The sequence below is a fragment of the Phenylobacterium sp. genome (assembly GCF_004297125.1).
Classification (GTDB): domain Bacteria; phylum Pseudomonadota; class Alphaproteobacteria; order Caulobacterales; family Caulobacteraceae; genus Phenylobacterium.
Window position 1 is genome coordinate 237,376 of sequence record NZ_SCVD01000024.1, and the last position, 26,336, is coordinate 263,711.

Consider the following 26,336-nt stretch of genomic DNA (forward strand, 5'->3'; position numbering starts at 1 on the left):
CATGGCCTTTGACGCACTGGCCCGGAACCCCATCGCGCTGCGCCTGGACGCCGAGCTGCGTCACGCGCACCCGCGGACGATCCTGGAAGCCGCCGTCGAGAGCTTCGGCGACAAGCTGGCCCTGGTCTCGTCCTTCGGGGCGGAATCGGCCGTGCTGCTGGACATCGCCGCCAAGGTGAAGCCCGACATCGCGGTGCTGTTCCTGGATACCGGCATGCTGTTCGGCCAGACGCTGGACTACCGCCAGCAGCTCGCCGCGCGCCTGGGCCTGACCAACGTCCGCGATCTGCGTCCTGCCTATCAGGATCTCGCCACCGGCGATCCCCAGGCCAAGCTCTGGCAGTCCGACACCGACGCCTGCTGCGAGATCCGCAAGGTGGTCCCGCTGGACCGGGCGCTGGGCGAGTTCGACGCCTGGATCACCGGCCGCAAGCGCTTCCACGGCGGCGACCGCCTGAACCTGCCGGTGGTGGAGCAGTCCGAGGGCAAGCTTAAGTTCAACCCTCTCGCCAATTGGGGCAAGGAAGACCTCGACGCCTATGCGGCGGAGCACGAACTGCCGGCCCACCCGCTGGTGGCCCAGGGCTTCCCGTCGATCGGGTGCTGGCCCTGCACCCAGCCGGCGGAGGATGGCGAGGACGTTCGGGCCGGCCGCTGGAAGGGTCTGGACAAGTCGGAGTGCGGCATCCATCTGGCGCGTGCGCCGGGGACGCCCAACAACGTCGGCGGCGACATCTAGGGCTTTCAGGAATGAACGACGTGACCTTGGCCACTCCGACGCCCGCCGGGGCGGCCCCCAAGGCGTCCGGCGCCTTCTTCGTCGAGACGGTGACGTGGGTCCATCACTGGACCCCCAGCCTCTTCTCGTTCCGCACGACCCGCGATCCCGCGCTGCGCTTTTCCAGCGGCCAGTTCGTGATGGTCGGGCTGCAGAAGGAGGACGGCAAGCCGCTGGTCCGGGCCTATTCCATCGCCTCGCCCTCGTGGCACGACGAGCTGGAATTCTATTCCATCAAGGTGCCCGACGGCCCGCTCACCTCGCGTCTGCAGAACATCAAGGTGGGCGATCCGGTCCTGATCGGCCGCAAGCCAACCGGCACCCTGGTGCTGGACGGCCTGAAGCCCGGCAAGCGGCTCTACATGCTGGGCACCGGCACCGGCCTGGCGCCCTGGCTGTCTCTCGCCCGCGACCCGGACGTCTACGAGCGCTTCGAGACGGTGGTGGTCACCCACACAGTCCGGGAGGTCGCCGATCTGAACTACGCCGAGCTGTTCGACGAACTGCCGCGCGACGAGATCCTGGGCGAACTGATCGATGGCAAGCTGAAGTACTATCCCACGGTCACGCGCGAAGAGTTCCGCACCAAGGGCCGGATCACCGACCTGATCGCCTCGGGTCAGATGTTCACCGACCTGGGCCTGCCGTCGTTCAACCCGCAAGAGGATCGCGTCATGCTGTGCGGCGGTCCCTCCGTGCTGGCCGACCTGAAGCAGCAGCTCCTCGACCTAGGTTACCAGGAGGGATCCATCGCCCAACCCGGCGACTTCGTGCTGGAAAAGGCGTTCGTCGAGACCTGATCTATGCGCCAGGGGGCGGGCACAACCCCAGAGGGTGCGGCGAAAAGGATAGGCGAATCTACCTAGGTGTTCGTCCCAAATATTAACCATAAATCTCGTGTGCTTAGATTGGACATGGCTTGGAGGAGCCCGCTGTGTCCGCGATGTATTTCGAGACCCCGCCCGCGCAACTGACGCTTGTGTCCCAGCTTGCCGCTTGGCTGCGCGTCGCACGTCAGCCTGCTGCGGCAGAGGCGCCGGTCCGAGCCGCCCGCCGTCAATCCACGTCCCGGTTTCTGGGACCTGCCAAGGAGACCGTGGGCGCCTGCGGCTGCTGCGCGGATCGGGTCCTGTCGCGGTACGTCTCGCCCCAGGTGATCGACCGGCTGATGGCCGACCCGGACGGACTGAGCGTTGGCGGCGAAACCCGGGACGTGACCGTGCTGTTCGCCGACCTGCGGGGGTTTACCGCCCTGGCCGAGGCTATGAAGGACAAACCGCGGCGCCTCAACGACCTGATCAACGCCTTCCTCGACCCGATGACCGATATCGTGCTGGCCCACGGCGGCACCATCGACAAGTACATGGGCGATTGCGTCATGGCCTTCTGGGGGGCGCCGTACGATGACCCGGACCATGCGAAGCACGCCTTCGAGGCCGCCCGGGCCATGCTGCTGGCGATGGAGGACGTGAACCGCCGTGTGCGTGCGTCCTTCGCCGGTGAGGTCGACCTGCCGACCATCCGGATCGGCATCGGCATCAATTCGGGGGAGTGCGTCGTGGGCGCACTCGGGAGCCGCAACCGCTTCGACTATTCGGTCCTGGGCGACCCGGTGAACATCGCCTCGCGCATCGAGGGCCTGTGCAAGGTCTACGACATCCCGCTGCTGATCGGCGAGGAGACGGCTCGCCGCCTGCCGCCGGAGGCGGGCCTCGCCGAGATCGGCCGCCTGACCCTTCGCGGCCGCACCGAAAAGCAATGGGTCTTCGGCATAGCGGCGCTGGGCGCCCCATCGGAGCCCGGGCAATGACCTACGCATCGCAACCCGCCTCCGTGGACGCTTCCGTCCTCTCCGCCGGCTCCAAGCCTGACAGGGCGGCCCGCCCGCTGCCGCCCGGCGTCGGCCTCGCCATCGGCGCCGCAGTTTCGCTGGGTCTCTGGGCCGGCCTGGCCTACGCCGTGATCAGCCTCGTCGGCTAAGGGGCGGCACGGTCCAGAACGAAGGCCGCACGCGCCTCGACACTGGCCTTGGGCAGCACGACCGGCCGGTAACCCAGCATCGGCAGTCGCGCTTGGATGATTTCGAACGTGCGCTCCGCCTCGGCCCAGTCCTGGCGCCGCTCGTCGTCCGTCTCGTAGATCTCGCGCCACGGCGGAAGGACGAAGACGCGGGAGTTATAGCGCCGCGTGCGCACCGCCTCGACGATCCGCGCGGAAGGTGTCGTTCCATTCGCACCGTAGCTGTCGACGATCCCGCGGTCGAAGAAGACCCGGCGTGTCTCGTTGGCCATGCCGTCGAAGATCGCGATGTCGCGTTCGGCGGTGAGGTTGGCGAAAAGCGCCGGATCGATCCAGGGAACGCCGGGCTCTCCGCGTGCGAGCTGGTCGCGGATCACCGCGCGCGCGGTTTCCTCGACCACCAGCTCGCCCAGCCCCTGAAGGTGGCGGATCAACGTCGTCTTGCCCACGCCGGGGCCGCCCGTGAGGACGAAGAAGTTCGGTTTCTCGATCAAGCTCGGGGTCCCGGCGCGCGCCCGGGCGCGCGTTACGGCTGGATGCCGATGGCGATGATGGCGGTCGCCACGGTGAAGCAGAGGCCTCCGATGAGCAGCATGCCGACGACGGTGGGCGGCAGCGGGCGGCCCGCTTCGGTCTCGGCCTTCAGGCGGCGCAACAGCAACAGGGCGCGGATTTCGAAGGCCAGCCCGATGGCGCCGATGACCGCGAACAGCCCGAGGATGGCGGGATTCTTGGCAGCGTCGAGCAGGCCGTCCAACGTCGTCCCCTTGGCGGCCTACTTCGGCGGGCAGCCCGTGAATTGGCCGACCTTCACCGCGGTGAGGGTCGAGAGGTTCAGCTTCTGCATCGGCTTCATCGAAGCCGCGCCGTGCCCGGTGTAGAGGTCGATGCGCTGGCCTTTGATCGCACCGCCGACATCGGAGGCGTACCAGTAGCCGTCGTGCTGGCCGCCGTCGGGCATCTTCAGGCCGACGGTTTCCTTGATGAACAGCACCGTGCGGCGCGGGATCAGGGTCTTGTCGACCGCGATGGTGCGCATCGGAACGACGCGGCAGCCCAAGCTGTCGAGGCCGCCAACGCCCTTGGCGCCGGCATGATAAAGGGTCGCCTTCACGTTGAAGACCCCTGTGCCCGGGAGGGCCCCGGAAACGATCGAGGAAACAAGGTCCCCAATCGGATCGTTTGGCGCGGCGTGCGCGTTTGATGCGATACCGATGGCGGAAACTACTGCCAGGGCGGCGAGGCGGCGTCGCATGGACGGCGTCCTCCTTCGTCGTTGAACTGGTGGCCGGAGTCCTACCGGCTGAGGCCTACGGGGGCAACCCCAGAAGGGCGTTTGGTCGCGCTCCGTGAGTTTCCCTAACAGCCCGGGTGAGGCGGTATCGCTTGATCCCACAGGGGAACCGCCGCACAGCCAGCCCCGAAAGCGGGAGCGTGGCGAATGAAAATCTATGGGGACAGCATCTCCGGCAACTGCCTGAAGGTCAGGTGGACCGCCGATTTCCTGGGCTTGAAGTACGACTGGATCGAGACAGACATCCTGAAGGGTGAGTCGCGGACGCCGGCCTATCTGGCGATCAATCCGGCGGGCCAGGCGCCCGCCGTGATCCTCGACGACGGCCGCCCGCTGGCCCAGTCCAACGCCATCATCCTCCACTTCGCGGAGGGCTCCAGCCTCATCCCCGCCGACGCCTACGATCGGGCCAAGATGCTGGAGTGGATGTTCTGGGAACAGTACAGCCACGAGCCCTACGTCGCGGTGGCCCGCTTCCACGTGAAGTACCTGGGCAAGCCGGTGGAGGACCTGGAACCCCGGCTGGTCGAGCGAGGCGGGAACGCCCTCCAGCGGATGGAGCTGGGCCTGGCCGGCTCGCCATTCCTGGTAGGCGACAGCCTCACACTCGCGGATGTGGCCTTGGTGGCCTACACGCGGGTGTGCCACGAGGGCGGCTTCAGCCTCGATCCCTACCCGGCGGTGAAGGCCTGGGTGGCCCGCGTCGAGGCGGCGCTGGGCATCCGCTGAGCGCGCTTGCCATTGTCACGTCCGAGCGTGCAAAGCGGAGGGCATGAAACGCCTCTCCGCCCTGGCGCTCGCCGCCGTGATCGCCGCCACGCCCAGCACGCTTTTCGCCTGGGGCAACACCGGCCATCGGATGCTGGGCGAGATCGCCATGCGCGCGCTGCCGCCCGAGCTGCCCGCCTTCCTGCGGACCCGGCAGGCGGCGCTCGATGTGGGCGAGCTGTCGCGGGAGCCGGACCGTTCCAAGGGTTCGGGCAAGCTGCACGACCAGGATCGCGATCCGGGCCACTTCATCGACCTCGACGATGACGGCAAACTGCTGGGCGGCCCGCCGATGCTGCCGCTGGCCACGACCCGCGCCGATTTCGAGACCCAGCTCCGCGCCGCCAACCTCGACCAATGGAAGGTCGGCTACCTGCCGTATTCGATCATCGATCGGTATCAGCAGCTCACCACCGACTTCGCCTACTGGCAGGTGCTGAAGGCGGCCGAGGGCAATCCGAAGTGGAAGGCGAACCGCAAGTGGTTCACCGCCGACCGGATCCGCCGCGAGGCCCTGATTCTGAAGAGCCTCGGCGAACTCAGCCACTTCGTCGGCGACGGCAGCCAGCCCCTGCACGTCACCAGTCACTACAACGGCTGGGGCGACGGGCCGAACCCGAACAACTACTCGAAGGCGCGCCTCCACGGTCCGTTCGAGAGCGACCTGGTCCTGGCCACCGTCAAGCCGGCGGTGGTGGCGGCGAAGGTCGCGCCGCTGCGCCTGTGCAACTGCCCGATCGAACAGCGCGTTTCTGACTACCTTTCGGCTACAGGGAAACAGGTGATCCCGTTCTATGAGATGGAGAAGGCGGGCGGCATGGCGCCCGGCGACCCGCGGGGAACCGCCATGGCGACCGAGCGGCTCGCCGTGGGCGCCTCGGAACTACGCGACGTAATCGTCGAGGCCTGGCGGGCCAGCGCCAACGTCAAGGTCGGCTGGCGGCCTGTGGCGGTGCAGGACGTGCTGGCGGGTAAGGTGGACCCTTACCCCGCGTTGTACGGCATCGACTGATGACCACGCCCCAGTTCGGCCAGGCGGCGCCGGGGTCGGCCTATCCGGACCGCCCTGCGGCCTTCGCCGTGATCGAGCGGGAAGGGCGGATCGCCCTGGTCCGGGTCGAGCGGCGCGGCCGCGGCCTGGTGCTCGATCTGCCCGGCGGCGGGATCGACGAGGGGGAGACCGCGGCGGAGGCGGCGGTCCGGGAATGCGGCGAGGAGGCCGGGCTGGTCGTTGCGCTCGACGCCGAGCCTTTCGTCCATGCCGACCATTTCTTCCTCCATAACGACGGGGTGGTGCGCAACACCCGCGGCGCGTTCTTCCTGGGCCAGGTCATGCGGGAAGACGCGGCCCTGAAGATCGAGGACGACCACGAACTGGTCTGGAGCGCGCCCGAGGAGGCCCTGTTGCGGCTCGACCGGGAGTCACATGTGTGGGCCGTCGTCACCTGGCTGAGATTGCGCGCGCGGGCCTGAGGGGCTAGCAGCGCGCCATGACGGCGCAAATCATTGACGGGAAGGTCCACGCCGAGCGCGTTCGGGCCGAGGTGACGGCGGAGGTCGCGCGCCTGCGCGCAGAACACGGGCTGCAGCCCGGCCTGGCCGTGGTGCTGGTGGGCGACGATCCCGGCAGCCAGATCTATGTCAGGTCGAAGGGCGAGCATTCGCTGGCCGCGGGCATGCACTCGGTGACCCACTGCCTGCCGGCCGACACGCAACAGGCCGAGCTGATGAAGCTGGTGGCCGACCTGAACGCAAATCCCCTGATCCACGGGATCCTGGTGCAGCTTCCGCTGCCCAAGCATCTCGACGAAAAGGCGGTGATCGCCGCCATCGACCCTGACAAGGACGTGGACGGCCTGAGCGTCGTGAACGCGGGGCGCCTCGTGGCCGGGCTTCCTTCGCTGGTGCCTTGTACGCCGAAGGGCTGCATCATCATGCTGAAGGCCACGCTCGGCGACCTGACCGGCAAGCGCGCCGTGGTGGTGGGCCGCTCGCTCCTGGTGGGCAAGCCGATCGCCCAGCTCCTGCTGGCGGAGGACTGCACGGTCACCATGGCCCACTCTCGGACGGTGGACCTGCCGTCGGTGTGCCGCGAAGCCGACATCCTGGTCGCCGCCGTGGGCCGTCCGCGAATGATCCGTGGCGATTGGATCAAGCCAGGCGCCTGCGTCATCGACGTCGGCATCAACCGCGTCCCGTTCGACGACCCGATCAAGGCGGCGGAGGGCAGGACCAAGGTGGTGGGCGACGTCCACTACAAGGAGGCCCTGGAGGTGGCGGGTGCGATCACGCCCGTTCCGGGCGGGGTCGGACTGATGACGGTGGCCGTCCTGCTCCAGAACACCGTCACGGCGGCCAAGCGGCAGGCCGGGCTGAAACCCTAGCTGGGCTTCGCCTGGGCGTTGGTCCAGGCGACCACGTCGGCCAGCAGCTCGCCGACCGCCTTGTCGTAGGCCGGCACGATGGCCGTGACCCGGTTGTCGCCGGCCCGAACCCGTTTCTCGAACAGCTTCTCGCCCAAGAGGCCGCGGTCGGTGGCGCCAGTCATGGCGGCCCGCACGCGGACCACGACGAGCGGCGCGGCCTTGGGACCTCGATCGTACTGGGTCTCGAAGTTCCGGACGTCCAGGCGCAGGACATAGGCCGCCGTCGCCGGTTCGCCGCGCGCGATCAGCCGCACGTGGCCCCCGTCGGCGTCGAAGGCCGCGACCACCGCTTCGTCCCAGAGCACGGCGGCCGGCGCCACCCAACGCGTCTCGGCCACATAGGCCGCCTTGCCGTTGGCGATGGTCAGCAGCCGATCTCCGGCGGCTTCGCGCTGGAAGGTGCCGCTGGAGCGGAAGACGCCGACGCCGCCCATGGGCGCATCGAGCGCCTCCGCCGCCACCGGCTGGCCGAAGCGGTAGAGGTGCGCGGGCTTGGTCTTGGGCAGCAGCGAGACGCAGGCGGAAAGGGCCAGCGCGGCGGCGCCGACAGCGGCGAGCCGGAGGAGGGCGGACGAGCGCATCATTGGGGCACCTTCACTTCCTCGGCCTTGCCTTTGCCCAGCGCGCCGGTCGGGTTGGACTGGACCTCGTTGATCAGCCGTTCCAGCGACTCGGCGGTCGTCTGGAGCTGGATCACCGCCGAGGTCACCTGCGGCAGGCCATTGGTGGCGAAGTCGGCGGTCGGGCCCTGAAGGCGGTCGATCATGGTGCGGGCGTCCTTGGCGGCGGCCTTGGCCTCATCGGCCGCGTCGGCCAGGTTGCTGATCGCCCGCTTGCCGTCCCCGTCGATCACACCGCGGGTAGAGGCGGACAGCTTGCCGAGCTCGTCGGCGGCGGTGTCGATCCGCTGCAGCGCGCTCTGGGCGTCGGCCAGGATCGCCTTGCGCTCCCGCAGCTCGGCGGTGAACGCCTGGGCGTCCGACAACGACGCCGAGAACGTCTTGATGTTCTGGTCGGAGAGCACGCGGTTGACCCGGTCCAGCGCCTCGATGGTGCGGGTCAGCACGGTGCCGCCGCCCTCCAGCAGGTCGGAGATGGCGCTGCGCTGGCTGCGGATCACGGGAATGCAGTCGCGGCCCAAGCCCAGACGCTCGCAGCGGGGCTTGTCCGCCTCCTTCAACAGCTGGCGCGTGCCGGTGCCGGCGGTGATCTGCACGTAGTTCAGGCCGGTGATGCCCTGCGGCTCCAGGGTGGCGTAGCTGTCGACGCGAATCGGCACGTCTTCGGTCACCCGTACCCGTGCGATCACGTTGCGGGGGTTGAACTTGTCCAGCGCGATCTTGGTGACCTCGCCCACCTTGATGCCGTTGAAATGGACTTCGCCGCCCTCGTTCAGACCGCGGACCGGCCCCTGGAAGACGATGTCGTACAGGTCGTACTCGGCGTTGATCCGCACCCGGGCCAGCCAGACCACGAAGACGACCAGCGCCACCGTCAGGATCAGGGTGGAAAGCCCCACCAGGGCGTAGTTGGCGTTTCTTTCCATCAGTCTTTCGTCCCACTTCGGGCGTCGCGAGCCGCGCGGCCCCGGGGTCCCAGGAAATATTCTCGGATCCACGGATGATCTGAACGCTCAAGCTCGTGAACCGGCGCCGTGGCGACCACGTGCTTGTCCGCCAGGACGGCGACGCGGTCGGTGATCTCGTAGAGGGAGTCGAGGTCGTGGGTGATCATGAACACCGTAAGGTCCAGGCTGTCGGCCAGGTCGCGGATCAGTTCGTCGAAGGCGGCCGCCCCGATCGGGTCGAGGCCGGAAGTGGGTTCGTCCAGGAACAGCAGCTCGGGGTCCAGCGCCAGGGCCCGGGCCAGGCCGGCGCGCTTCCTCATGCCGCCCGACAGCTCGGCAGGTTTCAGCGACCCGGCGTCCGGGCGCAGGCCCACCATGGCGATCTTCAGGTCGGCCAGCTCATGCGCCTCGCGGCGGGACAGTTTGGTGTGCTCGAACATCGGCGCGGCGACGTTCTCCCGGACGGTCAGGTTGGAGAACAGCGCGCCCCCCTGGAACAGCACGCCCCAGGACCGCTCCAACGCGCTCCAGCGCCGGCGCGAGGCCCGCCACAGCTGCTGGCCGAAGACGGTGACCTCGCCCTCGTCCGGATCGCGCAGGCCGATGATGGTGTTGAGCAGCACCGACTTGCCCGTCCCCGAGCCTCCGACGACGCCCAGCACTTCCCCGCGCTTGACGGTCAGGTCCAGGTTCTGGTGGACCACGTGGTCGCCGAACACGGACGACAGGCCCTTTACCTCGATCGCGGGACCGGATTGGTCCAGCAGCTCCTCGTCGGAGAGGGCGCCTTCCTTGCGGACGTCCGTCATATGTCGAGCTGCATGTAGATGAGGGCGAAGGCGGCATCGATCATGATGACGGCGAAGATGGCGTGGACCACGGCCGCCGTCACGCGCTGGCCCAGCGATTGGACGTCACCGCCCACCAGCAGGCCCTGGCGACAGCCGATGCCGGCCACGACGCCCGCCATCACCGGGGCCTTGGAAAGCGCCACCCAGAAATGGGTGACGCCCACATTGTCGACGATCCGCTGCAGGAAGAACGTCGGGCCCAGGCCGAGCGTGGTCCACACTACCATCAGCCCGCCCAGCAGGCCGGCCAGGGTGGCGACGAAGGTCAGCAGCGGGATGGTCACCAGCAGCGCCACGAAGCGCGGCAGGACCAGGGCCTCGAACGGATCGACGCCCATCACCTGCATGGCGTCGACCTCCTGCTGCATCTTCATCGAGCCCAGTTCGGCGGCGAAGGCAGAGGCCGAGCGGCCCGACAGCAGCACCGCCGTGATCACGATGTTGAATTCGCGGATCATCGACACGCCGATCAGTTCGACGACGAACACCTCGGCCCCGAACTGGCGCAGCATGTTGACGCCCAGCAGGGCGACCACGGCGCCGATGAAGAGGGTGGTGATCGCCACGATCGGGATCGCGTCCAGCCCGGCCCGCTCCATCTGGGTGAAGATCGGCGCCCAGCGGACCCGGTGCGGGGCGACCACCAGGTTGACCAGCGATCGCCCGGACACCACCAGCAGGTGGCCCAGGAAGCCCATGGTGGTGATGAACTCGACGCCCAGGTCGACGACCCCGCGGCCGATGCGGATGGTCAGGTTGTGGAAGCCCTTCGGCTCCTTGCGCACCACCGGCTCGACGCGGACCGCGTTGTCCACCAGCTCTAGCAGGCGGCGGGTCTCCGGCCGGGCGTTCACGCGCTCGAGGCTGAAGTCGCGGCCCACGGCGCGGATCGCCGCATAGGCGCCGGCCGTGTCCATCCGCCGGACCTGGGTGAGATCGAACGTCACGCCCTGCCGGCCGCGCAGCTCCTGGGCCAGGGCGTCGCCGACGCCGCCCAGCAGGTTGGTCGTCCAGTCGCCGCTGAGGACCACCGTGGGGCGATCCGTCGCGGCCTGCATCTGGAAGTCGGCGGGCTTCTCCATACTGGCGTTGTTTCGGGCTGCGGGGCGGCTGTCCAGCCCTGGCCGCCGAATTCAGTCTCCCTCTTGGCCCAGGCGCCTTACAGAGACAGCGCCAGGACCCAACGTCCATATGGCGAAGGTTGTTCCGCACACATGATTTCGCGATCCAGAGCCCTCTACGGCAACGCTCAGCCAAGTTTTGGTCCAAGTCCGCTGGGTAAGCATCCGGAAGTCCCGCTGCGGACCCGAGTCGCTAGCGTAGGAGTGGAGAGAGTGACGCAACAGATCGACCTCGCGGGGGCCTCGGGCGCGCGCTATCGCTACAGCCCCCTGGACGAAAACCGCTTCCTGCCGCCGGCGGGAGCGAACTACGTCATCGCCGAACTGACCGAGGAAGGGCCGAAAGTGGTCTACGCCGGTGAGACCGACAACCTGGCCAGCCAGACCTGGCGCTCGGACCTGGAGAAGGCGCGGCGCAAATATTCCGACGCCACGGTGCTCACCCGCCTCAACGTCACCCGCGCGGTCCGGGAGGCCGAGCGGGCCGACCTGATCGAGCACTATCATCCGCCGTTGAACGGGTAGCCGGAGCGCCGCATGGTCGGGGCGTGACCGCCGCGCCCCTGATCGTCGTCTTCGGCGCCGTCGTGCGACCCGACGGCAGCCCGTCGCCGTCGCTGCTGCGACGGATCGGCTATGGGCTGGAGGCGGCGCGCGAATATCCCGACGCGCCGATCCTGTGTTCGGGCGGCGTCCGCGTTCCCGGCCTGTCCGAGGCCCTGGTGATAGCGGAGGTGCTGCGGGCGAGGGGCGTGCCGCCCGGGCGCCTGATCCTCGACGAGAAGAGCCGCAACACGCTCGAGAATGTGGCTGCGGCCGCGGCCCAGGTCGAGACGGGCGGCCATCCGCACGTCGTGGCCTGCAGCGACGCCTATCATTTGCCGCGCATCCGATTGCTGCTGGCGCTGCACGGGGTGAAGAGCCGGCCGTGGCCCTGCCGGGAGCGGCCGCCGCTTGGGCAGGGCCTGGCCATGGGCCTGCGCGAATGCCTGGCGGTCCCGCACAGCCTGGCGCGCGCGATGGCGCGGCGCCGGCGACGCGCGTCATAGTGCTGTCCAAGTCCCGCTGAAGTGTGAGCCATGGCTTCCGAACCGGACAATCCTTTCGCCCGCAACAGCGCCTGGCCGCAGATGCCGCAGGCGCCGTTCCGCGTCGGGCCGCTGCCCAAGACCGGGCCAGCGCCCCCATCGGAACCCACGGCCCCGGAGCCCGCGCGCCAGACCGTGACGCCAGTGTTCACCCGCCCGGCGGGGCCGGCCGCCTTCTCCGGCCTGCCCAGGGCCATGCCGCCGGCCGCGCCGCCGCCTGCCGAGACGCGCGTCGAGCCTGCGCCCGCAGCGCCGTCCGCGCCGGAACCGGTCGCCGAAACGCCGCCTGAACCGGCCGCGCCGCCGGAACCCTACGTCGAGCTCGCCCCTGTCATCGTACAGCCGCTGGGCGCGTCGCGTCGGGCCCCGCCGCGCAAGTCGCCCGTCCCCGCCATCGCCGCCACGGTGGTCGGCCTCGGCGCGGTGCTGGGCATCGCCTATGCGCTGAGCCGCGGCCAGGAAGCCGCCCTGAAGGCGCCCGTGGCCTCGCCGCCCGCGGCGGTCGCCATGCCGCCGGCGCCGACCCTCGCGCCGACCTCGCAACCCGCCGTCGAAACCCCGGCCGTGGCGCCGCCCGCCAAGGTCGCGGCGGTGTCCCGGCCGCCGAGCCGTGCGGCCGCCCCGCCGCCCCGGCTGGTCGTGCCTTCGGCGCCCGCGACCGACGAGGCCGCCAGCGCGCCCGTGCTCGCATTGCCGCCCGCCGCCGCGACGCCAACCGTCCAACCGCAGCCGCAGCCGCAGCCGACCTACACGCCGCCGGCGGCGCCGGATCCGAACGCGCCTATGACCACCCGGCGGGACTGACCGGCCCGGCTCAACCCGTGGGCGGGAGCGTCACCGAGAAGGGTTTGCTGACGGCCTGGAAGACCGGCAAGGCCTCGCAGCGGGCGGCATGGGCCGTGAGCGCGGGCCAACGCTCAGCGTCCAACAGGTCGGCGTGCGCCTCGCCCACGAACCGCAGGACGCAGCCGACCGCGATGTCGGCGTGGCCGATCCCGGCGCCGAACCACCAGTCGCCTGACCGGCCCGCGCGGTCGGCCTCCAGCGCGTCGAGGACGCCGGCGATCTGCGCGCGGCAGCGCTCCACCCACACCGGCGTGCTGCGCTGGTGGATGGCGCGTTCGTAGACCAGGCTGACGGCCTTGTCGGCGAGGCCGGTGGCCAACGCCTGGACCTTCAGCGCCTGGCGGCGCTCGACGCCGGTGCGCGCGATGAGCCCCCTGTCCGGCCCGGCCAGATCGTCCAGCCAGTCGAGGATCGCACCGCTTTCCAGCAGCGCCTCGCCGTCGTCGGTCACCAGGGTCGGGACGCGCCGCAGGGGATTGATCGCCGCGATCTTCTCGGCGTCGCCGAACACCGACCAGGGCCGATGCTCGTAGTCGAACCCGTAGAGCCTCAGCGCCACCGCCACCCGCCGCACGAACGGGCTGTCGTACTGTCCGATCAGGATCATGCCTGGTCCCCCTTGCCACGCCGCATTTAGGGGCGCGGCGCGCGTTTCAAAAGAACCGGACGCCTGGCCGCAGCACGATCTGGAACAGGGCGAGCAGCAGGCCGAGGGCGACCAGCAGGGCTGCGATGGACCAGCGGGGCGAGGGCGGCCCGGCCGGGCCCCGCGGCGCAGGCCACGACCACGCCAGCAGCCAGGCCGCGGCGACCCCCGTCGCCACCACCGGCGGGAACAGGATCTCGATCATCGGTCCCGGCACGCGGAACGGGACGATCAGGGCGATGGCCGCCAGCGCCGGCAGCACGGCGTAGCGCAGGACGGTCCGCGCCCGCCCCCGCGGCGCCTGGGTGTCGGCGCCGGGGACCATCGTCAGGAAGAGCGGGGCCACGAGGCCGCAGGTCAGGACCATGGCGATCATGGCGGCGACCGAGGCGGCCAGCTTCGAAGCGGCCGGGAATCCCAGGTAGGTCATCGCCCGCCCAACGTCGTTCTGCGGGATCACCGTGCCGATCAGCAGCTGCGGCAAGGCCTCCAGCAGGCCCAGCAGCGCCATCCAGACGACGAACAGCCGCAGCGCCAGCCACCGTGGCGGCCGGCGCGTCGCCCAGAGGATGAAGCCGAGGCCCACGATCACGGTGGCCAGCGCGCCCGTCCCCTGGAACAGCTCGGCCAACGGGTTCTGGCCGGTCCAGGCATGGTTGTTGTGGAACAGCGTCGGCTTCAGGCCGGGCGTCAGCGCCTTGGGGACCACCAGGAACAGTTCCTGCACGAAGAACACCACGTTGAACGCCAGCGCATAGGCCAGCGTCGAGGCGAGGCTCAGACCCCAGTCCCAGGGCGACCGCGGCCCTGTCGCCCGCGGGCTCCGAAGCAGCATGACCAGCGACCAGAGCACGGGCGCGCCCAGGAACACGGCGGCCATCGCCAGGACGATTTCGGCGGAACTCATGCGGCGATCGACCCCTGCGCTTTTGCGGCGCGCGCGATAGAGCCCTCAAATCCTTTCGCAGGAAAGGGGATTGAACCGGTTGCTCCCGACATAGAAGCTCGGCCGCATATTGGCGGGCGGGAGGCGACAATGGCGCGATCTGTGGTGATCACCGGGGTCTCGACCGGCATCGGGCTGGCGGCGACCCGGGTGCTGGCGGGCAAGGGCTTCCATGTGTTCGGCAGCGTGCGGAAGGCCGAGGATGGCGCCCGGCTGAAGGCCGAATTCGGGGAGGCCTTCACTCCGCTCGTATTCGACGTCACCGACGCGACGGCGGCGCAGGCCGCGGCCGAGCTGGTCGAGGCCGCCTTGGCCGGCGCCACCCTGGCCGGCCTGGTCAACAATGCCGGCATCGCCGTGGCCGGCCCGCTGCTCTACCTGCCGATCGACGAGTTCAGACACCAGCTCGAGGTGAACCTCACCGGGGTGGTGATCGCCACCCAGGCTTTCGCGCCGCTGCTGGGCGCGCGGGCGCCGGCCGTCCGAGACCCTGGGCGGATCGTCAACATCTCCTCGGTGGGCGGGCGCACCGCCAATCCGTTCATGGCTCCCTACAACGTCTCGAAGTTCGGGCTGGAGGGCCTCTCGGAATCCCTGCGCCGCGAGCTGTTGCCCTTCGGCGTGGACGTGGTCGTGGTCGCGCCTGGCGCTGTGGCGACGCCGATCTGGGACAAGGCCGACCAGGTGGACGTGAGCCGATACGCCAACACCCCCTACGCCGCCGCCCTGGAGCGGATCCGCGCCTACATGCTGCAGCTGGGCCGCACGGGCCTGCCGCCGGAGAAGATCGGCGAGGTGATCCATCACGCCCTGACCGCGCCCCGGCCCAAGGTCCGCTACACGGTCGCGCCGGACATGCTGCAGATCTTCCTGGGCGAGCACCTGCCCAAGCGGATGCTGGACCGCATCGTGGGCAAGCGCCTGGGCCTGCTGCCGCCGGCCGCGTGACGCCCCGCCGTCAGTCCTCGGCGATCTCGCTGGCCTGCCGGGTCTCGGGCATCCGCAGGTAGGCGAACAGCGACAGGGCGATCATGGCGGTCACGTACCAGTAGAAGCCGCGTTCCAGGCCGACGCTCTTGAACCAGAGGGCGACATATTCGGCCGTGCCGCCGAAGATCGCGTTGGCCAGCGCATAGGGCAGGGCCACGCCCAGGGCGCGGATGTGGGCGGGGAATAGCTCGGCCTTCACCACGGCGTTGATCGCCGTGTAGCCGGTCACGATCATCAGGGCGGCAAGGACCAGCAGGAAGGCGGTGAACGAGTCCCCGGCCTGCTCCAGCATCCGGAAGATGGGATAGGTGCAGGTCGCGCCCAGCACGCCGAACCCGATCAGCAGCGGCTTGCGGCCGATCCGGTCGGAGAGCCAGCCGGCGACAGGCTGCATCAGCATGAAGACGAAGAGCGCTGCGGCCGTGATCTCGGTCGCCGCCTCGCGGCTGAAGCCGGACGTGTTGACCAGGAACTTCTGCATGTAGGTCGAGTAGGCGTAGAACGCGAGGGTGCCGCCGGCCGTCAACGCGATCACCAGCAGGGCCTGGCGCGGATAGTGGCGGAAGAGGATCCAGCCGCTGGACCCCATGCTGGCCGTCGCCTTGACGTTCTGGAAGCTCTCGGTCTCCACCAGCCCGCGCCGGATGTAGAACACGGCGATCGCCAGCAGGCCGCCGATCGCGAAGGGGATCCGCCAGCCCCAGCCTTCGAGGGCCGCGGGCGTCAGGGTTCCCTGCAGGACCAGCAGCACGCAGAGCGCCACGAGCTGGCCCGAGATCAGGGTCACGTACTGGAAGCTGGAGAAGAAACCGCGCCGCTCCCGGCCGGCCATCTCGGACAGGTAGGTGGCCGAGGCCCCGTACTCGCCGCCCACCGACAGGCCCTGCAGCAAGCGGGCGCAGAGCAGGATCAGCGGCGCCGCCGCGCCCGCCTGTGCATAGGTCGGCGCCACGGCGATCATCAGGGAGCCCAGGCACATGAGCGTGACCGACAGCGTGAGCCCCGCCTTGCGTCCTTTCCGGTCGGCGTAGACGCCCATGATCCAGGCGCCGAGCGGGCGGACGATGAAGCCCACTGCGAACACCGCCGCGGCGCTGAGCAGTTGGGCGGTAGGGTCGTCCGAGGGGAAGAAGGCCGGGGCGAAATAGAGGGTGAAGGCCGAATAGACGTACCAGTCGTACCACTCCACCAGATTGCCGGTGGAGCCGCCGATGATGGACTTCAGGCGACGACCGCCCGCCAAGGATCCCGACACCGCCACCCGCAACCCCATCCCACCGCTTCGAACGAACGCGCTCCGATGCCCTCAACGAACCGGCGCCCGACTTTCCGCCATATGCGCATCGCGGCGCCTGTCCTTTCGCCTTTGCACCCGGTGCGGCGAGGCCGGGCTGGACGGCGCGATGCAAACCATGTCCGATTGTCACACAGGCGTCGTCAAAGGCGCAGCGGGGGCGCGGGATGAGCGAACTGCTTGTTCGGCTGGAATGGTTCAAGGCCGTCGTGCTGCCGCATGAGGCGGCGGTGCGCGCTCGCCTGCTGCGCATCTGTCCCGCCGGGTTCGACGTGGAGAACCTCGTCGCGGAGAGCCTGGCGCGCGCCTACCAGGTCCAGGACTTCGCCCGTGTCACTGCCGGGCGGGCGTATCTCCTGGCCATCGCCCGCAACCTGTTGATCGACACGTTGCGGCGCGAGACGATCGTCTCGCTGGATTTTGTCGCCGACCTCGACGTGCTGCGCTCGGACGAACCGGCGGCCGAGCGCCAGCTTCAGGCGCGGGACGAGCTGCGCTGGCTCCAGGCGCTGGTGGAGCGCCTGCCGCCGCAGCCTCGAAGGGTTTTCCTGCTGCGGCGGGTGCATGATCTTTCGCTTGCCACCATAGCGGGACAGATGGGCTTGTCCGTTTCTACGGTCGAGAAGCATCTTGCCAAGGCGCTCAGGCTCGTGGCCCAAGCGCGGGCGGAACGTGAGGATCACGAGTTTGGGCGAAACGCCCCGCAAGAGCTGCGACCGGCTGGCGATCGACGAACAGGCGGCCGCCTACGTCGCTAGGCTGGCCTGCGGCGTCACCCCGGCGGAGCGCCAGGAGATCTACGGCTGGGTGGCCGCAGATCCCCACCACGCCGTCGCCTTCGCCCGTATGGAATCGGCCTGGGAAGGCTCGGAGCGGCTGCGCGCCGCGCCCCCGGCCCTGGAAGCGCATCCCGAGCCATCGGGCGCCCTGCCACGCCCCGGTCGGCGCCAGCTCATGATCGGCGGCCTCGCCGCGGCGAGCGCGGCCGTCGCCGCCACGGTGGGCTGGCGGCTGCTGGACAATGTGGAGCTTCATCGCACCCGCGTAGGCGAGCGGGGTGTGGTCGCGCTCAAGGACGGTTCGCGGGTGACGCTCAACACCGCGTCGACGGTCGAGGTGGCCTTCACCGCGTCGGAGCGGCGGGTGCGTCTCGTCCGCGGCGAGGCGCTGTTCGAGGTGGCCCACGATGCGGCGCGGCCGTTCCTGGTCGATGCGGGCGCGGCCCGGTTCCGCGCGCTCGGCACGGCGTTCAACGTGCGCCTGCGGCCGGACGTTGTGGAGCTGACCGTCACCCAGGGCGTGGTCGGGGTGGTGGCCAAGCAGGGGGAGGTCGACGTCCCGGCGGCCGCCAGGATCGTCGCGGGGGGCGGCGCGGTGGTCCGGTCGGGCGCGGTGGCGGCCACCGCCCTGGACGGCCAGCACCTGCGCCAGCGCATCGCCTGGCAGGAGGGCGTCCTGGAGTTCGACGGCGAGTCCCTGGCGCAGGCGGTGGCCGAGTTCAACCGTTACCGCCGCCAGCCGATCGTGATCGGCGACGCGCGCCTGGAGGCGCTGCGCATCGGCGGCCGGTTCGAGGTGGACGAAGCCGACAAGTTCCTGGCCGCGCTCACCGGCGCATTCTCGATCGACGTCATCGCCACCACGGACGGCGGCGTGCTGCTGGTCGAGCGACCGTCGAGCTGAACTTTTTTGTCACGGCCATGGCGGTGCGGTGAACGTCGTCCGTTCGGATGGGTAGCGAGTTGCACTGGGGGCTTTGCTACATGTCGCGGAAATCCAACCTTCTCCTTTGGGCCTCGCCCGCGGCGGCGATCGCCGTCATGGCCTCGCCTGCGTCTGCGCAGGACGTGGTGGCGAACTTCAACATCGCTTCCCAGCCGATGCAGGGGGCGTTGAACGCACTCTCCGCCCAGTCGGGCGTGAGGCTGCTCTATCCCTACGACCGGGTCTCCGGCCTGACCTCGCCGGCCGTGAAGGGCCGGATGCCGACGCGCACGGCGCTCGGCCACATCATCGCCGGCGCGCCGCTGCGGGTGGCGATGGCGCAGAAGGACCTGATCGCGCTCTCGGCCTCGACCCCGCAGGCCGGGCTGATCCGCACGGCCTCGGTCGGCCCCATCTACGCCACCGCCGCGGCGGCCACGGTTCAGGACGAGGGCGCCGGCGCGCCCGCCAGGCCTCCCGCCGTGCAGGACGTCGAGACCGTGGTGGTCACCGGGATCCGCGGCGCGCCGCGCACCATCATCGACAGCCCGACGCCGATCGATTCGTTCACGGCCGCCGACCTCGAGAAGTCCGGCCGTGCCGGCGTCTTCCAGGCGCTGCAGACCCTGGCCCCCTCGTTCAACCTGCCGTTCCGGGCGGGCGGCGGCACCTCGACCATCATCGCCACCGGCGGCCTGCGTGGGCTGAACCCCGACCAGACCCTGGTGCTGGTCAACGGCAAGCGGCGGCACAAGACCTCGCTGATCAACGCGGTGTCGTCGCTCTACAACGGCTCCGTCCCCGCCGACCTGGACATGATCCCGACCGCCGCTATCGAGCGGATCGAGGTGCTGCGCGACGGCGCCGCGGCCCAGTACGGCTCGGACGCCATCGCCGGGGTCATCAACATCATCCTGAAGGGTGACACCAACGCGGGCTCGCTCAGCGCCACCTACGGTCTGAACTTCGACCGCAAGGACGGCGACCTCACCCAGTACGCCTTCAACAAGGGCTTCACGTTCGGCGAGGCCGGCTTCATCAACGTGTCGCTGAACTACAAGGACCAGCGGCTGTCCAACCGGGCCTATCCGATCGACCCCAGCATCCAGCTGTTCCCGCTGGTCGGCGGGGCGCGGGACCCGCGGGAGGCCACCATCGACCGGCTGGTGACCAAGAACTTCGGCCAGCTGCCGCAGACCAACACCACCTTCGGCTTCAGCGGCGGCTACGACTTCGGCAAGATCGCGCTCTACGGGTTCGGCACCTATTCCAAGCGCGAGTCCGACCTGCCGTTCACCTACCGCACGCCCAACAACGTCAACACGACGCCGGCGCTCTATCCGCTGGGTTACCGGCCGAACGAGGTCGTCAACGAGGACGACTTCGAGTTCACCGGCGGCATGAAGGGCGACCTGGGCGGCTGGGACTGGGACCTCTCGACCGGCTACGGCAAGAACAAGGCCAAGCTGCACACTTCCAACACCGAGAACGCCAGCCTCGGGCCGGCCAGCCCCAAGACCTTCTACATCGGCACGCTGCAGTCCGACGAGGTGACCAGCAACCTCGACGTCACCCGCGGTTTCGACCTCGGCTCGTCGCAGCTTCAGGTGTCGTTCGGCGCCCAGTATCGCCGCGAGGGCTACAAGATCCTGGCCGGAGAGCCGGCGAGCTACGCCGAGGGCCTCTACCGTGCTCCGGCCGGCCAGCCCTTCGCCGGCGTCGCGCCGCAGACCGGCGCCCAGGCGACTCCCGGCTTCCGCCCCGCGGACGCCAGCACCAGCCACCGCGACTCCAAGGCGGTCTATGGCGAGCTGGGCTGGGATGCGACCGAGCGGCTCTTCATCGGCGCCGCGGCCCGCTACGAGGACTACAGCGACTCCTCCGGCGACACCCTGACGGGCAAGCTCACCGGCCGCTACGAGGTGAACGACTGGTTCTCGCTGCGCGGCGCGATCAGCAACGGCTTCCGTGCGCCCGGCTTGGCCCAGCAGCACTACGCCGCCACCTCCAGCCAGTTCCGGACCGTCAACGGCGTGCCCAACCAGCTGCTGCTGATCAAGACCCTGCCGGTCAGCGCGCCTGAGGCGATCGCGCTGGGCGCCAGGCCGCTGACGCCGGAGAAGTCGAAGAACATCAGTGGCGGCTTCACGCTGCAGCCGCTGTCCGGCCTCGACATCACCGTCGACGGCTACCAGATCGAGGTGGACAACCGGATCGCCATCACCAGCACCCTGACCGGGACGGCGGTGAGCAACATCCTGATCTCCAAGGGCCTCTCGGGCGACCTCAGCGCCCAGTACTACACCAACGCCATCGACACCCGGACCCGCGGCATCGATGTGGTGGGGACCTACCGCTACGACCTGGGCGACTGGGGCCGGCTGCGCGCCAACGCCGGCTTCAACTATGGCAAGACCAAGATCCGGAACATCATCCCGAACCCGCCGGAACTGACGGCGCTGGGCGCGAACTTCGTGCTGTTCGGCCGTGGCAGCCAGGGCTACCTCACCACCTCGTTCCCCAGGAGCAAGGTGGCGCTGGGCCTGAACTGGGACTGGAACAAGCTGAACGTGAACCTGCGCTCGACGCGCTACGGCAAGTACACGGTGATCGCCGACCTGCCGGCTCAGGACCGCAGCTTCGGGGCCAAGTGGATCACGGACCTGGAGGTCAGCTACAAGGTCCTGGAGACGGTGACCGTGGCTGCGGGCGCCAACAACCTCTTCAACGAGTACCCGGACAAGAACGGCATCTACAACGCCGCCACGGGCAGCGGCCATTTCCCCGGCACCTCGCCGTTCGGATTCACCGGCGGCTCCTGGTACGCCCGGGTCCAGTACACGTTCTGACGGTGTCGGGTCGGCGCAGGGGAGGCGTAGCAGTGTTCGGCAAGTATGTATTGGCCGCGGTCCTGGCGGTGGGGACCCTCACGGCGTCCGGCGAGGCGCTGGCGCAGAAGACGGCCCCCAAGGGCGAGATCCTCTACGACACCTATGGCGTGCCGCACGTCTACGGGAAGGACGAAGCCTCGGTCTTCTACGGCTTCGGCTACGCCACGGTGCAGAACCACGGCAACGTCGTCGTGAAGCTGTACGGCCAGGCCCGCGGCCGCGCGGCCGAGTACTGGGGCGAGGCCGAGGTCGAGTCCGACAAGTGGGTGATCGCCAACGGCATCTATGAGCGCGCCAAGGCCTGGTACTCCCAGGAGCCGGCCAACTTCCGGGCCAACCTCGACGCCTTCGCCGCGGGTATGAACGCCTACGCCAAGGCCCACCCGGAGAAGCTGGACCCGTCGGTGCTGCAGGTCTTCCCGATCACCGGGGTCGACGTCATGGCCCACGGCCACCGGCTGATGAACTACGTCTATGTGGCGCCCCAGGCCCGGACCATGGGCGGCAACGCCGATGCGGGCTCGAACGCCTGGGCGGTGATGCCGAAGAAGTCGGCGAGCGGAAACACCCTGCTGCTGGCCAACCCGCACCTGCCCTGGGCGCCCAGCCAGCTCACCTATTTCGAAGCCGACCTGAACGGGCCCGGCATCAAGATGTACGGCGCCACCCAGGTGGGCCTGCCGGTCCTGCGCTTTGCGTTTAACGACCGCATGGGCTTCACCAACACCGTCAACGGCGTCCTGGGCGCCACCAACTACGAGCTCAAGCTGGCCGACGGCGGATATCTGTTCGACGGAAAGGTCCGTCCGTTCACGACGGTGACCCGGACGTTCAAGGTCAAACAGGCCGATGGCACGCTGCGCACCCAGACGCTTGAGGTCCGCTCCTCGGTGCATGGTCCGGTGTTCACCCGCGCGGACGGCAAGACCGTGGCCCTGCGCGTGGCCGGCCTCGATCGGCCGGGCGGCCTTCGCCAGTACTGGGACATGGGCAAGTCGAAGAGCTTCGCCGACTACCAGGCGATCATGAAGCGCCTGCAGGTGCCGTCCTTCAACATCGTCTACGGCGATCGCGAAGGGCACATCCAGTACCTCTACAACGGCATCCTGCCCAAGCATGCCGACGGCGACGTCGCCAAGTGGAGCGGGCTCGTCCCCGGCGACACCTCGGCGACGCTCTGGACCGAAACCCACAGCTACGAGGACCTGCCCAAGGTCGTCGATCCGCCCAGCGGCTACGTCCAGAACACCAACGACCCACCCTGGGTGTCGACCTGGCCGCAGGCGATCCAGGCCAAGGACTATCCCGCCTACATGGCCAACAACGGGCCGATGTCGCTGCGCGCGCAGCAGTCGTCGCACCTGATGGCCGATCCGTCGAAGATCACCTTCGACGACTTCGTGGCCCGCAAGCTGACCAACCACGTCCTGATGACCGACCGGGTGCTGGACGACCTGCTGGCCGCCGCGGCCCAAAGCACGGACGCCGATGTGCAGGAGGCGGCCGCCGTCCTCAAGGCGTGGAACCGCACGGTCAACGCCGACGCCAAGGGCGCGCTGCTGTTCGAGGCCTGGGCGCGCAAGTTCGCCGGGCCGACCTACAACAATGACGCGAACTACCGGGTCCGCTGGGATCCCGCCAAGCCGATCGACACGCCCGTGGGCCTGAAGGACCCGGCCCAGGCCGTGGCCATGCTCAAGGCCGCCGCGGCGGAGGCCAAGACCAGCTACGGCGCCCTTGACCGGCCGTTCGGCGACGTCTCGCGCTTTGCGCTCGGCAAGGTCGACCTGCCGGGCAACGGCGGCTTCGGCAACACGGGCATCTTCCGCGTGATCACCTGGGGCCCGCTGAAGGACGGCAAGCGGACCCCGGTCCATGGGGAGACCTGGGTGTCGATGGTGGAGTTCTCGACCCCGATCAAAGCCCTGGGCCTGATGAGCTACGGCAACTCCACCCAGCCCGGCTCGCCGCATCGCAGCGACCAGCTCGAACAGCTGTCGCAGAAGACGTTCCGGACGCTCTGGACCACCCGCCCAGAGGTCGAGAAACACGTGGAAGAGCGGGTCGCCTTCTAGTTTCGCTTCATTTTCGAGAGGACGCCGACATGAACTTCCGCGCGACGTTTGCAAGCCTGGCGCTGAGCGCCGCCCTGGTCGCCGGCCCGGCCTTCGCCGCCCAGCCCTTCGAAGGGGCCTGGCAGGAGAAGCACAACGACACCCCCGGCATCACCACCCCGGCCAACTTCAAGCTGACCATCTGGATGAAGGTGGAGGGCGACCAGCTCCACTATCACTCGGAGAACACCACCCAGCCCGACAAGCCCTATATCAGCGATCACATCTCCAAGCTGGACGGGACCGTCGCGCCGTTCCCGGACCAAGTGCGGTTCAACCAGGTCTCGACCCTGGTGACCGAGCCGACCGAACTGCAGATCCTGAAGATGAAGGACGGCGACGTGATCGCCGGCGAGTTCTGGACCATCAGCAAGGACGGCAAGACCGCCGTGCGCCGCGGCGTCGGCAAGAGCCCTGAAGGCAAGTCGCGCGCCTATCAGGAGCACTTCGTCAGGGTGACCGCGGAGCCGCAGTTCAAGAAATAGCGCGCGAGGCTAGAGCGCGATCGTGAACCGGGCGCCGCCGCCGGGATTGGCGGGTTCCAGCACCAGCTGCCCGCCCTGGCTGACCACCGCCTGGCGGGCCAGGCTGAGGCCGATGCCGCTGCCGGCCGGCTTGGTCGTGAAGAAGGGCCGGAAGATCTCCGAGGCCGAGGCCGGGTCGACCCCCGGTCCACTGTCCTCGACGGTGATGGCGGCGCCGTCGCCGGCGGGGCGTGCGGAGAGGCGCACGGTGCGCGGGATGCGCTCGCCCGCCAGGGCCGCCTCCGCGGCGTTGGTGAGCAGGCCGAGCAGCGCCTGGGCGGTGAGGTCGGGATCCAGGCGGATCAGGATGTCGGGCTTCGGCGGTTCGTAGGCGAGCCGCACGCCCAGCGGCGTCCACCGGGTCTCGAAAAGCTGCGCGGCCTCGGCCAGCAGGGCCTGCAGGCTCACCCGGCGCGGGACGGGCGCCGGCAGCCGCGCCAGTTCCCGATAGGCCTCCACGAACCGGTGCAGGCCGCCGGTCCGCCGGGCGATCACCCCCACCGCCTCGCGCGCCGCCTCCACGTCGTCGGGTCGGCCAACGGCCAGCAGGTCTTCGGCGCTCTGGGCCAGGGACGCCAGCGGCGTCAGCGAATTCATGATCTCGTGGCTCAGCACCTGCAGCAGCTCGCGCAGCGCCGCGGCCTCCGCCGCCTGGATCTCGGCCTCGATGTCGGTCAGGGCGGCCAGCCGCAGGGCGCCGCCGGCGCCCACCACGTCCGCCACCGACAGCGCATAGGTGCGCCAGACGCCGTCGGACAATAGCCGGACGGTCCGTCGGGTCTCCGGCGAGGCGTCCAGGATCGCGACGCCCAGGTCGCCGCCGGGGTCGGGCAGCACCCCGTCCGTGTGGAACAGCCGCCGCGCGGCCCGGTTCACCGCCGTCACGGGCCCGCCGGCCTGCCAGGTGACCAGCGGTGTCGGCGCCTGGTCCAGGAAAGCCTGCAGCGTGCGCCGCTCGCGCTCGCGGTCCAGATGGGCGGGCGGCGCCTCGACCGGCGGTTCGGCGGGCGGCCGGCGGAGCAGCTCGCCCAGGGTCCAGGCCGCGCCGGCCACGCCCACCAGGGCGGCCAGCAGCGCGTTCGCGGCCAGCCCGCCGCGCCAGGCCAGCACGGCGAGCGCGCCGCTGGCCAGGACCAGGCCCTGGACCGCCAGGCCCGTCCAGAGGCGCCTAGAGGCCATGCTTGACCATGCGGCGGTAGAGGGCGGCGCGGGTCAGTCCCAACTCGCGGGCCGCGTGGCTGACGTTGTGGCCGTGCCGCCTCAACGCCGCCTCGACCATCGTGCGTTCCGATCGCGCCAGATTCAGGTCGGCCGTGGCCGGCGCCGTGGCCGGCGCGGTGAGCCGGGTGAGTTCGGCGGCGGTCAGTACGTCGGCGTCGGACAGCACTACGGCCCGTTCCGCGGCCTGGCGCAGCCCTCGTGCTTCGCCCGGGGGCGGCTGGCGACGCAGCAGCTCCAGGGCGCTGGCGTCCAGCGGCTTGGGCGCTCGGCCGTAGCGTCGCGCGAACAGGCGCAGGTAGTGTTCGAGGATCAGGATCGCGTCGTCGCCGCGTTCGGCCAGCCGGGGCAGGGCGATCTCCACCGTCTCGATCCGGGCCCGCAGGTCGTCGCGCAGCTTGTCCACCGGCCCACGGCTCGCCGACACCAGCCGCACGTCCACGCCGCGGTCGAGCAGGGCCAGCAGACGCCGCTGTTCGACCGGCGGCAGGCTCGCGACCTCGTCCAGGAACAGCGTGCCGCCTTCGGCCTGGACCACGGCGGCGTCCACCGCCTCGCCGGCCGATTGCGCATCCAGGGCCACCAGCGGGCCCGCCCGTCCGGAACGGGCGTGCAGCAGGCGGGCGACCAGACTCTTGCCGGTCCCGGCCTCGCCCCGGAGCAGCACCGCCGCCCCGGTGGGCGCGGCGCGGGCGACCAGGTCGCGGACCCTCTGGGCGGCGGGGCTGTCGCCGATCAGCAGCAGGTCGTCGTCGAGCGGGGCGGGCGCCTCACCGCGGCGTCCGCGGCGCAGCGAAACCGCGTCGCGCAGGGTGTCCAGCAGGCGCGCGTTGCTCCACGGCTTCATGACGAAGTCGCTGGCCCCGGCCTTCATCGCGGCCACCGCGACGTTGATCCCGCTGTGACCGGTGACCACCACGACCACGGCGTCCGGATCGTGGCCGCGGATGTCGGCGAGCCACTGGAAGCCCTCGGCCCCGGAGGTGACGCCGCGCGTGAAGTTGAGATCCAGCAGGATGGCGTCCACCGCCTCCCCGGCCAGCGCGCTCCAGGCCTCGGTCGGGCTCCGCGCGGGGATCATCCGAAAGCCGTTGCGGCCCAGCAGCAGGCGCGCGGCCGTCAGTACGTCCTGGTCATCGTCGACGAACAGGATGACGCCGGATTCATTTGACGCCGCCTCAGCCATGTCCGGAAACGAACACCTCGTCCGAAAGCGGGCGACGGAGTCGCTGGTGCAGGAAAAATATCAAT

General features: G+C 69.7%; 29 protein-coding genes. 17 read left to right on the forward strand and 12 right to left on the reverse strand.

Features of this window, described 5'->3' with window-relative positions; translation table 11 throughout:
• The first annotated feature begins 1 nt into the window (after position 1).
• From EPO51_RS17405 to EPO51_RS17420, 4 genes are all read left to right on the forward strand, one after another.
• On the forward strand, positions 2 to 739 hold the full coding sequence (locus tag EPO51_RS17405; RefSeq protein WP_293352853.1) for a phosphoadenylyl-sulfate reductase: 738 nt from the start codon (positions 2 to 4) through the stop codon (positions 737 to 739).
• An 11-nt stretch (positions 740 to 750) separates the two neighbouring features.
• A complete protein-coding gene (locus EPO51_RS17410) occupies positions 751 to 1,578 on the forward strand; it encodes a ferredoxin--NADP reductase (RefSeq protein ID WP_293352855.1) in 828 nt (275 codons plus the stop codon).
• Between the two features lie 143 nt (positions 1,579 to 1,721).
• Positions 1,722 to 2,588, forward strand: coding sequence for an adenylate/guanylate cyclase domain-containing protein (locus EPO51_RS17415; protein ID WP_293352962.1), 867 nt, complete (start codon positions 1,722 to 1,724; stop codon positions 2,586 to 2,588).
• The gene (locus EPO51_RS17420; protein WP_293352857.1) at positions 2,585 to 2,758 is read left to right on the forward strand and encodes a hypothetical protein; all 174 of its coding nucleotides are present in this window, start codon (positions 2,585 to 2,587) and stop codon (positions 2,756 to 2,758) included. The genes EPO51_RS17415 and EPO51_RS17420 overlap by 4 nt, the downstream gene beginning before the upstream one ends.
• Here the strand turns inward: EPO51_RS17420 and EPO51_RS17425 are convergent.
• Genes EPO51_RS17425 through EPO51_RS17435 form a run of 3 tightly spaced genes read right to left on the reverse strand, consistent with a single transcriptional unit; the run spans position 2,755 to position 4,052 of the window.
• Positions 2,755 to 3,291, reverse strand: a complete 537-nt coding sequence (locus tag EPO51_RS17425; RefSeq protein WP_293352859.1) for an AAA family ATPase — start codon at positions 3,289 to 3,291, stop codon at positions 2,755 to 2,757. The two genes, EPO51_RS17420 and EPO51_RS17425, sit on opposite strands and share 4 nt — an antisense overlap.
• Before the next feature lie 32 nt (positions 3,292 to 3,323).
• On the reverse strand, positions 3,324 to 3,554 hold the full coding sequence (locus EPO51_RS17430) for a hypothetical protein (protein WP_293352861.1): 231 nt from the start codon (positions 3,552 to 3,554) through the stop codon (positions 3,324 to 3,326).
• Positions 3,555 to 3,572: 18 nt separating this feature from the next.
• The gene (locus EPO51_RS17435) at positions 3,573 to 4,052 is read right to left on the reverse strand and encodes a 3D domain-containing protein (protein ID WP_293352863.1); all 480 of its coding nucleotides are present in this window, start codon (positions 4,050 to 4,052) and stop codon (positions 3,573 to 3,575) included.
• A gap of 186 nt (positions 4,053 to 4,238) precedes the next feature.
• Between EPO51_RS17435 and EPO51_RS17440 the strand changes: the two genes are divergently transcribed.
• Genes EPO51_RS17440 through folD form a run of 4 tightly spaced genes read left to right on the forward strand, consistent with a single transcriptional unit; the run spans position 4,239 to position 7,243 of the window.
• Entirely contained in the window at positions 4,239 to 4,820 is a 582-nt protein-coding gene (locus EPO51_RS17440) for a glutathione S-transferase family protein (RefSeq protein ID WP_293352865.1), read from the forward strand.
• A gap of 43 nt (positions 4,821 to 4,863) precedes the next feature.
• Positions 4,864 to 5,871 carry a phospholipase C/P1 nuclease family protein gene (locus EPO51_RS17445; protein WP_293352867.1) on the forward strand — a complete coding sequence of 336 codons (1,008 nt, stop codon included), beginning with the start codon at positions 4,864 to 4,866 and terminating at the stop codon, positions 5,869 to 5,871.
• Positions 5,871 to 6,332, forward strand: a complete 462-nt coding sequence (locus EPO51_RS17450; RefSeq protein ID WP_293352869.1) for an NUDIX domain-containing protein — start codon at positions 5,871 to 5,873, stop codon at positions 6,330 to 6,332. The genes EPO51_RS17445 and EPO51_RS17450 overlap by 1 nt, the downstream gene beginning before the upstream one ends.
• A 17-nt stretch (positions 6,333 to 6,349) precedes the next feature.
• Positions 6,350 to 7,243, forward strand: a complete 894-nt coding sequence (gene folD / locus EPO51_RS17455) for a bifunctional methylenetetrahydrofolate dehydrogenase/methenyltetrahydrofolate cyclohydrolase FolD (protein ID WP_293352871.1) — start codon at positions 6,350 to 6,352, stop codon at positions 7,241 to 7,243.
• Here the strand turns inward: folD and EPO51_RS17460 are convergent.
• From EPO51_RS17460 to EPO51_RS17475, 4 genes are read right to left on the reverse strand one after another with little or no spacing between them, the layout of a single operon-like run.
• Positions 7,240 to 7,869: an ABC-type transport auxiliary lipoprotein family protein gene (locus tag EPO51_RS17460; protein ID WP_293352873.1), complete on the reverse strand. Its 630-nt coding sequence runs from the start codon at positions 7,867 to 7,869 to the stop codon at positions 7,240 to 7,242. The genes folD and EPO51_RS17460 overlap by 4 nt on opposite strands.
• A complete protein-coding gene (locus tag EPO51_RS17465; protein WP_293352875.1) occupies positions 7,866 to 8,831 on the reverse strand; it encodes an MlaD family protein in 966 nt (321 codons plus the stop codon). Before EPO51_RS17465 ends, EPO51_RS17460 begins: the two co-directional genes overlap by 4 nt.
• Positions 8,831 to 9,661 (reverse strand): ABC transporter ATP-binding protein, encoded by an 831-nt coding sequence (locus tag EPO51_RS17470; protein WP_293352877.1) that lies wholly within the window; start codon positions 9,659 to 9,661, stop codon positions 8,831 to 8,833. The genes EPO51_RS17465 and EPO51_RS17470 overlap by 1 nt, the downstream gene beginning before the upstream one ends.
• Positions 9,658 to 10,785 (reverse strand): ABC transporter permease, encoded by a 1,128-nt coding sequence (locus EPO51_RS17475; protein ID WP_293352879.1) that lies wholly within the window; start codon positions 10,783 to 10,785, stop codon positions 9,658 to 9,660. Before EPO51_RS17475 ends, EPO51_RS17470 begins: the two co-directional genes overlap by 4 nt.
• Positions 10,786 to 11,037: 252 nt before the next feature.
• On the opposite strand from EPO51_RS17475, the gene EPO51_RS17480 reads away from it, so the two are divergent.
• From EPO51_RS17480 to EPO51_RS17490, 3 genes are read left to right on the forward strand one after another with little or no spacing between them, the layout of a single operon-like run.
• Positions 11,038 to 11,349, forward strand: a complete 312-nt coding sequence (locus EPO51_RS17480; protein ID WP_293352881.1) for a hypothetical protein — start codon at positions 11,038 to 11,040, stop codon at positions 11,347 to 11,349.
• 23 nt (positions 11,350 to 11,372) lie between these two features.
• Positions 11,373 to 11,873 (forward strand): YdcF family protein, encoded by a 501-nt coding sequence (locus EPO51_RS17485; protein WP_293352883.1) that lies wholly within the window; start codon positions 11,373 to 11,375, stop codon positions 11,871 to 11,873.
• 30 nt (positions 11,874 to 11,903) lie between these two features.
• Entirely contained in the window at positions 11,904 to 12,716 is an 813-nt protein-coding gene (locus EPO51_RS17490) for a hypothetical protein (RefSeq protein ID WP_293352885.1), read from the forward strand.
• Between the two features lie 10 nt (positions 12,717 to 12,726).
• On the opposite strand, the gene EPO51_RS17495 is transcribed toward EPO51_RS17490, so the two are convergent.
• Together EPO51_RS17495 and EPO51_RS17500 are read right to left on the reverse strand one after the other, a co-directional pair.
• Complete coding sequence (locus EPO51_RS17495) at positions 12,727 to 13,365, reverse strand: glutathione S-transferase family protein (protein WP_293352887.1); 639 nt, start codon at positions 13,363 to 13,365, stop codon at positions 12,727 to 12,729.
• Positions 13,366 to 13,411: 46 nt separating this feature from the next.
• Positions 13,412 to 14,311 carry a hypothetical protein gene (locus EPO51_RS17500; RefSeq protein WP_293352889.1) on the reverse strand — a complete coding sequence of 300 codons (900 nt, stop codon included), beginning with the start codon at positions 14,309 to 14,311 and terminating at the stop codon, positions 13,412 to 13,414.
• Positions 14,312 to 14,440: 129 nt separating this feature from the next.
• Between EPO51_RS17500 and EPO51_RS17505 the strand changes: the two genes are divergently transcribed.
• Positions 14,441 to 15,298 (forward strand): SDR family NAD(P)-dependent oxidoreductase, encoded by an 858-nt coding sequence (locus tag EPO51_RS17505; RefSeq protein ID WP_293352891.1) that lies wholly within the window; start codon positions 14,441 to 14,443, stop codon positions 15,296 to 15,298.
• A gap of 10 nt (positions 15,299 to 15,308) precedes the next feature.
• Here EPO51_RS17505 and EPO51_RS17510 read toward each other — a convergent pair whose 3' ends face one another.
• Positions 15,309 to 16,613: an MFS transporter gene (locus EPO51_RS17510; RefSeq protein WP_293352893.1), complete on the reverse strand. Its 1,305-nt coding sequence runs from the start codon at positions 16,611 to 16,613 to the stop codon at positions 15,309 to 15,311.
• A 188-nt stretch (positions 16,614 to 16,801) separates the two neighbouring features.
• Between EPO51_RS17510 and EPO51_RS17515 the strand changes: the two genes are divergently transcribed.
• From EPO51_RS17515 to EPO51_RS17535, 5 genes are all read left to right on the forward strand, one after another.
• Positions 16,802 to 17,392, forward strand: a complete 591-nt coding sequence (locus EPO51_RS17515; protein ID WP_293352894.1) for an RNA polymerase sigma factor — start codon at positions 16,802 to 16,804, stop codon at positions 17,390 to 17,392.
• Positions 17,322 to 18,317 (forward strand): FecR family protein, encoded by a 996-nt coding sequence (locus tag EPO51_RS17520; RefSeq protein WP_293352896.1) that lies wholly within the window; start codon positions 17,322 to 17,324, stop codon positions 18,315 to 18,317. Before EPO51_RS17515 ends, EPO51_RS17520 begins: the two co-directional genes overlap by 71 nt.
• A gap of 80 nt (positions 18,318 to 18,397) precedes the next feature.
• Positions 18,398 to 21,187, forward strand: a complete 2,790-nt coding sequence (locus tag EPO51_RS17525) for a TonB-dependent receptor plug domain-containing protein (RefSeq protein ID WP_293352898.1) — start codon at positions 18,398 to 18,400, stop codon at positions 21,185 to 21,187.
• A gap of 32 nt (positions 21,188 to 21,219) precedes the next feature.
• Positions 21,220 to 23,304, forward strand: a complete 2,085-nt coding sequence (locus EPO51_RS17530) for an acylase (RefSeq protein ID WP_293352900.1) — start codon at positions 21,220 to 21,222, stop codon at positions 23,302 to 23,304.
• A 29-nt stretch (positions 23,305 to 23,333) separates the two neighbouring features.
• The gene (locus EPO51_RS17535; RefSeq protein WP_293352902.1) at positions 23,334 to 23,828 is read left to right on the forward strand and encodes a hypothetical protein; all 495 of its coding nucleotides are present in this window, start codon (positions 23,334 to 23,336) and stop codon (positions 23,826 to 23,828) included.
• 9 nt (positions 23,829 to 23,837) lie between these two features.
• Here EPO51_RS17535 and EPO51_RS17540 read toward each other — a convergent pair whose 3' ends face one another.
• Positions 23,838 to 25,046, reverse strand: a complete 1,209-nt coding sequence (locus EPO51_RS17540; protein ID WP_293352904.1) for a sensor histidine kinase — start codon at positions 25,044 to 25,046, stop codon at positions 23,838 to 23,840.
• A complete protein-coding gene (locus tag EPO51_RS17545) occupies positions 25,036 to 26,271 on the reverse strand; it encodes a sigma-54-dependent transcriptional regulator (RefSeq protein WP_293352906.1) in 1,236 nt (411 codons plus the stop codon). Before EPO51_RS17545 ends, EPO51_RS17540 begins: the two co-directional genes overlap by 11 nt.
• Positions 26,272 to 26,336 lie beyond the last annotated feature (65 nt).

What these genes read in the sequence shown, in the direction of transcription:
- EPO51_RS17405 (WP_293352853.1), top strand. Translation starts at nt 2, where the DNA reads ATGGCCTTTGACGCACTGGCCCGGAACCCCATCGCGCTGCGCCTGGAC.
- EPO51_RS17410 (WP_293352855.1), top strand. Translation starts at nt 751, where the DNA reads ATGAACGACGTGACCTTGGCCACTCCGACGCCCGCCGGGGCGGCCCCC.
- EPO51_RS17415 (WP_293352962.1), top strand. Translation starts at nt 1,722, where the DNA reads ATGTATTTCGAGACCCCGCCCGCGCAACTGACGCTTGTGTCCCAGCTT.
- EPO51_RS17420 (WP_293352857.1), top strand. Translation starts at nt 2,585, where the DNA reads ATGACCTACGCATCGCAACCCGCCTCCGTGGACGCTTCCGTCCTCTCC.
- EPO51_RS17435 (WP_293352863.1), bottom strand. Translation starts at nt 4,052, where the DNA reads ATGCGACGCCGCCTCGCCGCCCTGGCAGTAGTTTCCGCCATCGGTATC.
- EPO51_RS17440 (WP_293352865.1), top strand. Translation starts at nt 4,239, where the DNA reads ATGAAAATCTATGGGGACAGCATCTCCGGCAACTGCCTGAAGGTCAGG.
- EPO51_RS17445 (WP_293352867.1), top strand. Translation starts at nt 4,864, where the DNA reads ATGAAACGCCTCTCCGCCCTGGCGCTCGCCGCCGTGATCGCCGCCACG.
- EPO51_RS17450 (WP_293352869.1), top strand. Translation starts at nt 5,871, where the DNA reads ATGACCACGCCCCAGTTCGGCCAGGCGGCGCCGGGGTCGGCCTATCCG.
- folD (WP_293352871.1), top strand. Translation starts at nt 6,350, where the DNA reads ATGACGGCGCAAATCATTGACGGGAAGGTCCACGCCGAGCGCGTTCGG.
- EPO51_RS17460 (WP_293352873.1), bottom strand. Translation starts at nt 7,869, where the DNA reads ATGATGCGCTCGTCCGCCCTCCTCCGGCTCGCCGCTGTCGGCGCCGCC.
- EPO51_RS17465 (WP_293352875.1), bottom strand. Translation starts at nt 8,831, where the DNA reads ATGGAAAGAAACGCCAACTACGCCCTGGTGGGGCTTTCCACCCTGATC.
- EPO51_RS17470 (WP_293352877.1), bottom strand. Translation starts at nt 9,661, where the DNA reads ATGACGGACGTCCGCAAGGAAGGCGCCCTCTCCGACGAGGAGCTGCTG.
- EPO51_RS17475 (WP_293352879.1), bottom strand. Translation starts at nt 10,785, where the DNA reads ATGGAGAAGCCCGCCGACTTCCAGATGCAGGCCGCGACGGATCGCCCC.
- EPO51_RS17490 (WP_293352885.1), top strand. Translation starts at nt 11,904, where the DNA reads ATGGCTTCCGAACCGGACAATCCTTTCGCCCGCAACAGCGCCTGGCCG.
- EPO51_RS17495 (WP_293352887.1), bottom strand. Translation starts at nt 13,365, where the DNA reads ATGATCCTGATCGGACAGTACGACAGCCCGTTCGTGCGGCGGGTGGCG.
- EPO51_RS17500 (WP_293352889.1), bottom strand. Translation starts at nt 14,311, where the DNA reads ATGAGTTCCGCCGAAATCGTCCTGGCGATGGCCGCCGTGTTCCTGGGC.
- EPO51_RS17505 (WP_293352891.1), top strand. Translation starts at nt 14,441, where the DNA reads ATGGCGCGATCTGTGGTGATCACCGGGGTCTCGACCGGCATCGGGCTG.
- EPO51_RS17510 (WP_293352893.1), bottom strand. Translation starts at nt 16,613, where the DNA reads ATGGGGTTGCGGGTGGCGGTGTCGGGATCCTTGGCGGGCGGTCGTCGC.
- EPO51_RS17515 (WP_293352894.1), top strand. Translation starts at nt 16,802, where the DNA reads ATGAGCGAACTGCTTGTTCGGCTGGAATGGTTCAAGGCCGTCGTGCTG.
- EPO51_RS17525 (WP_293352898.1), top strand. Translation starts at nt 18,398, where the DNA reads ATGTCGCGGAAATCCAACCTTCTCCTTTGGGCCTCGCCCGCGGCGGCG.
- EPO51_RS17535 (WP_293352902.1), top strand. Translation starts at nt 23,334, where the DNA reads ATGAACTTCCGCGCGACGTTTGCAAGCCTGGCGCTGAGCGCCGCCCTG.
- EPO51_RS17540 (WP_293352904.1), bottom strand. Translation starts at nt 25,046, where the DNA reads ATGGCCTCTAGGCGCCTCTGGACGGGCCTGGCGGTCCAGGGCCTGGTC.
- EPO51_RS17545 (WP_293352906.1), bottom strand. Translation starts at nt 26,271, where the DNA reads ATGGCTGAGGCGGCGTCAAATGAATCCGGCGTCATCCTGTTCGTCGAC.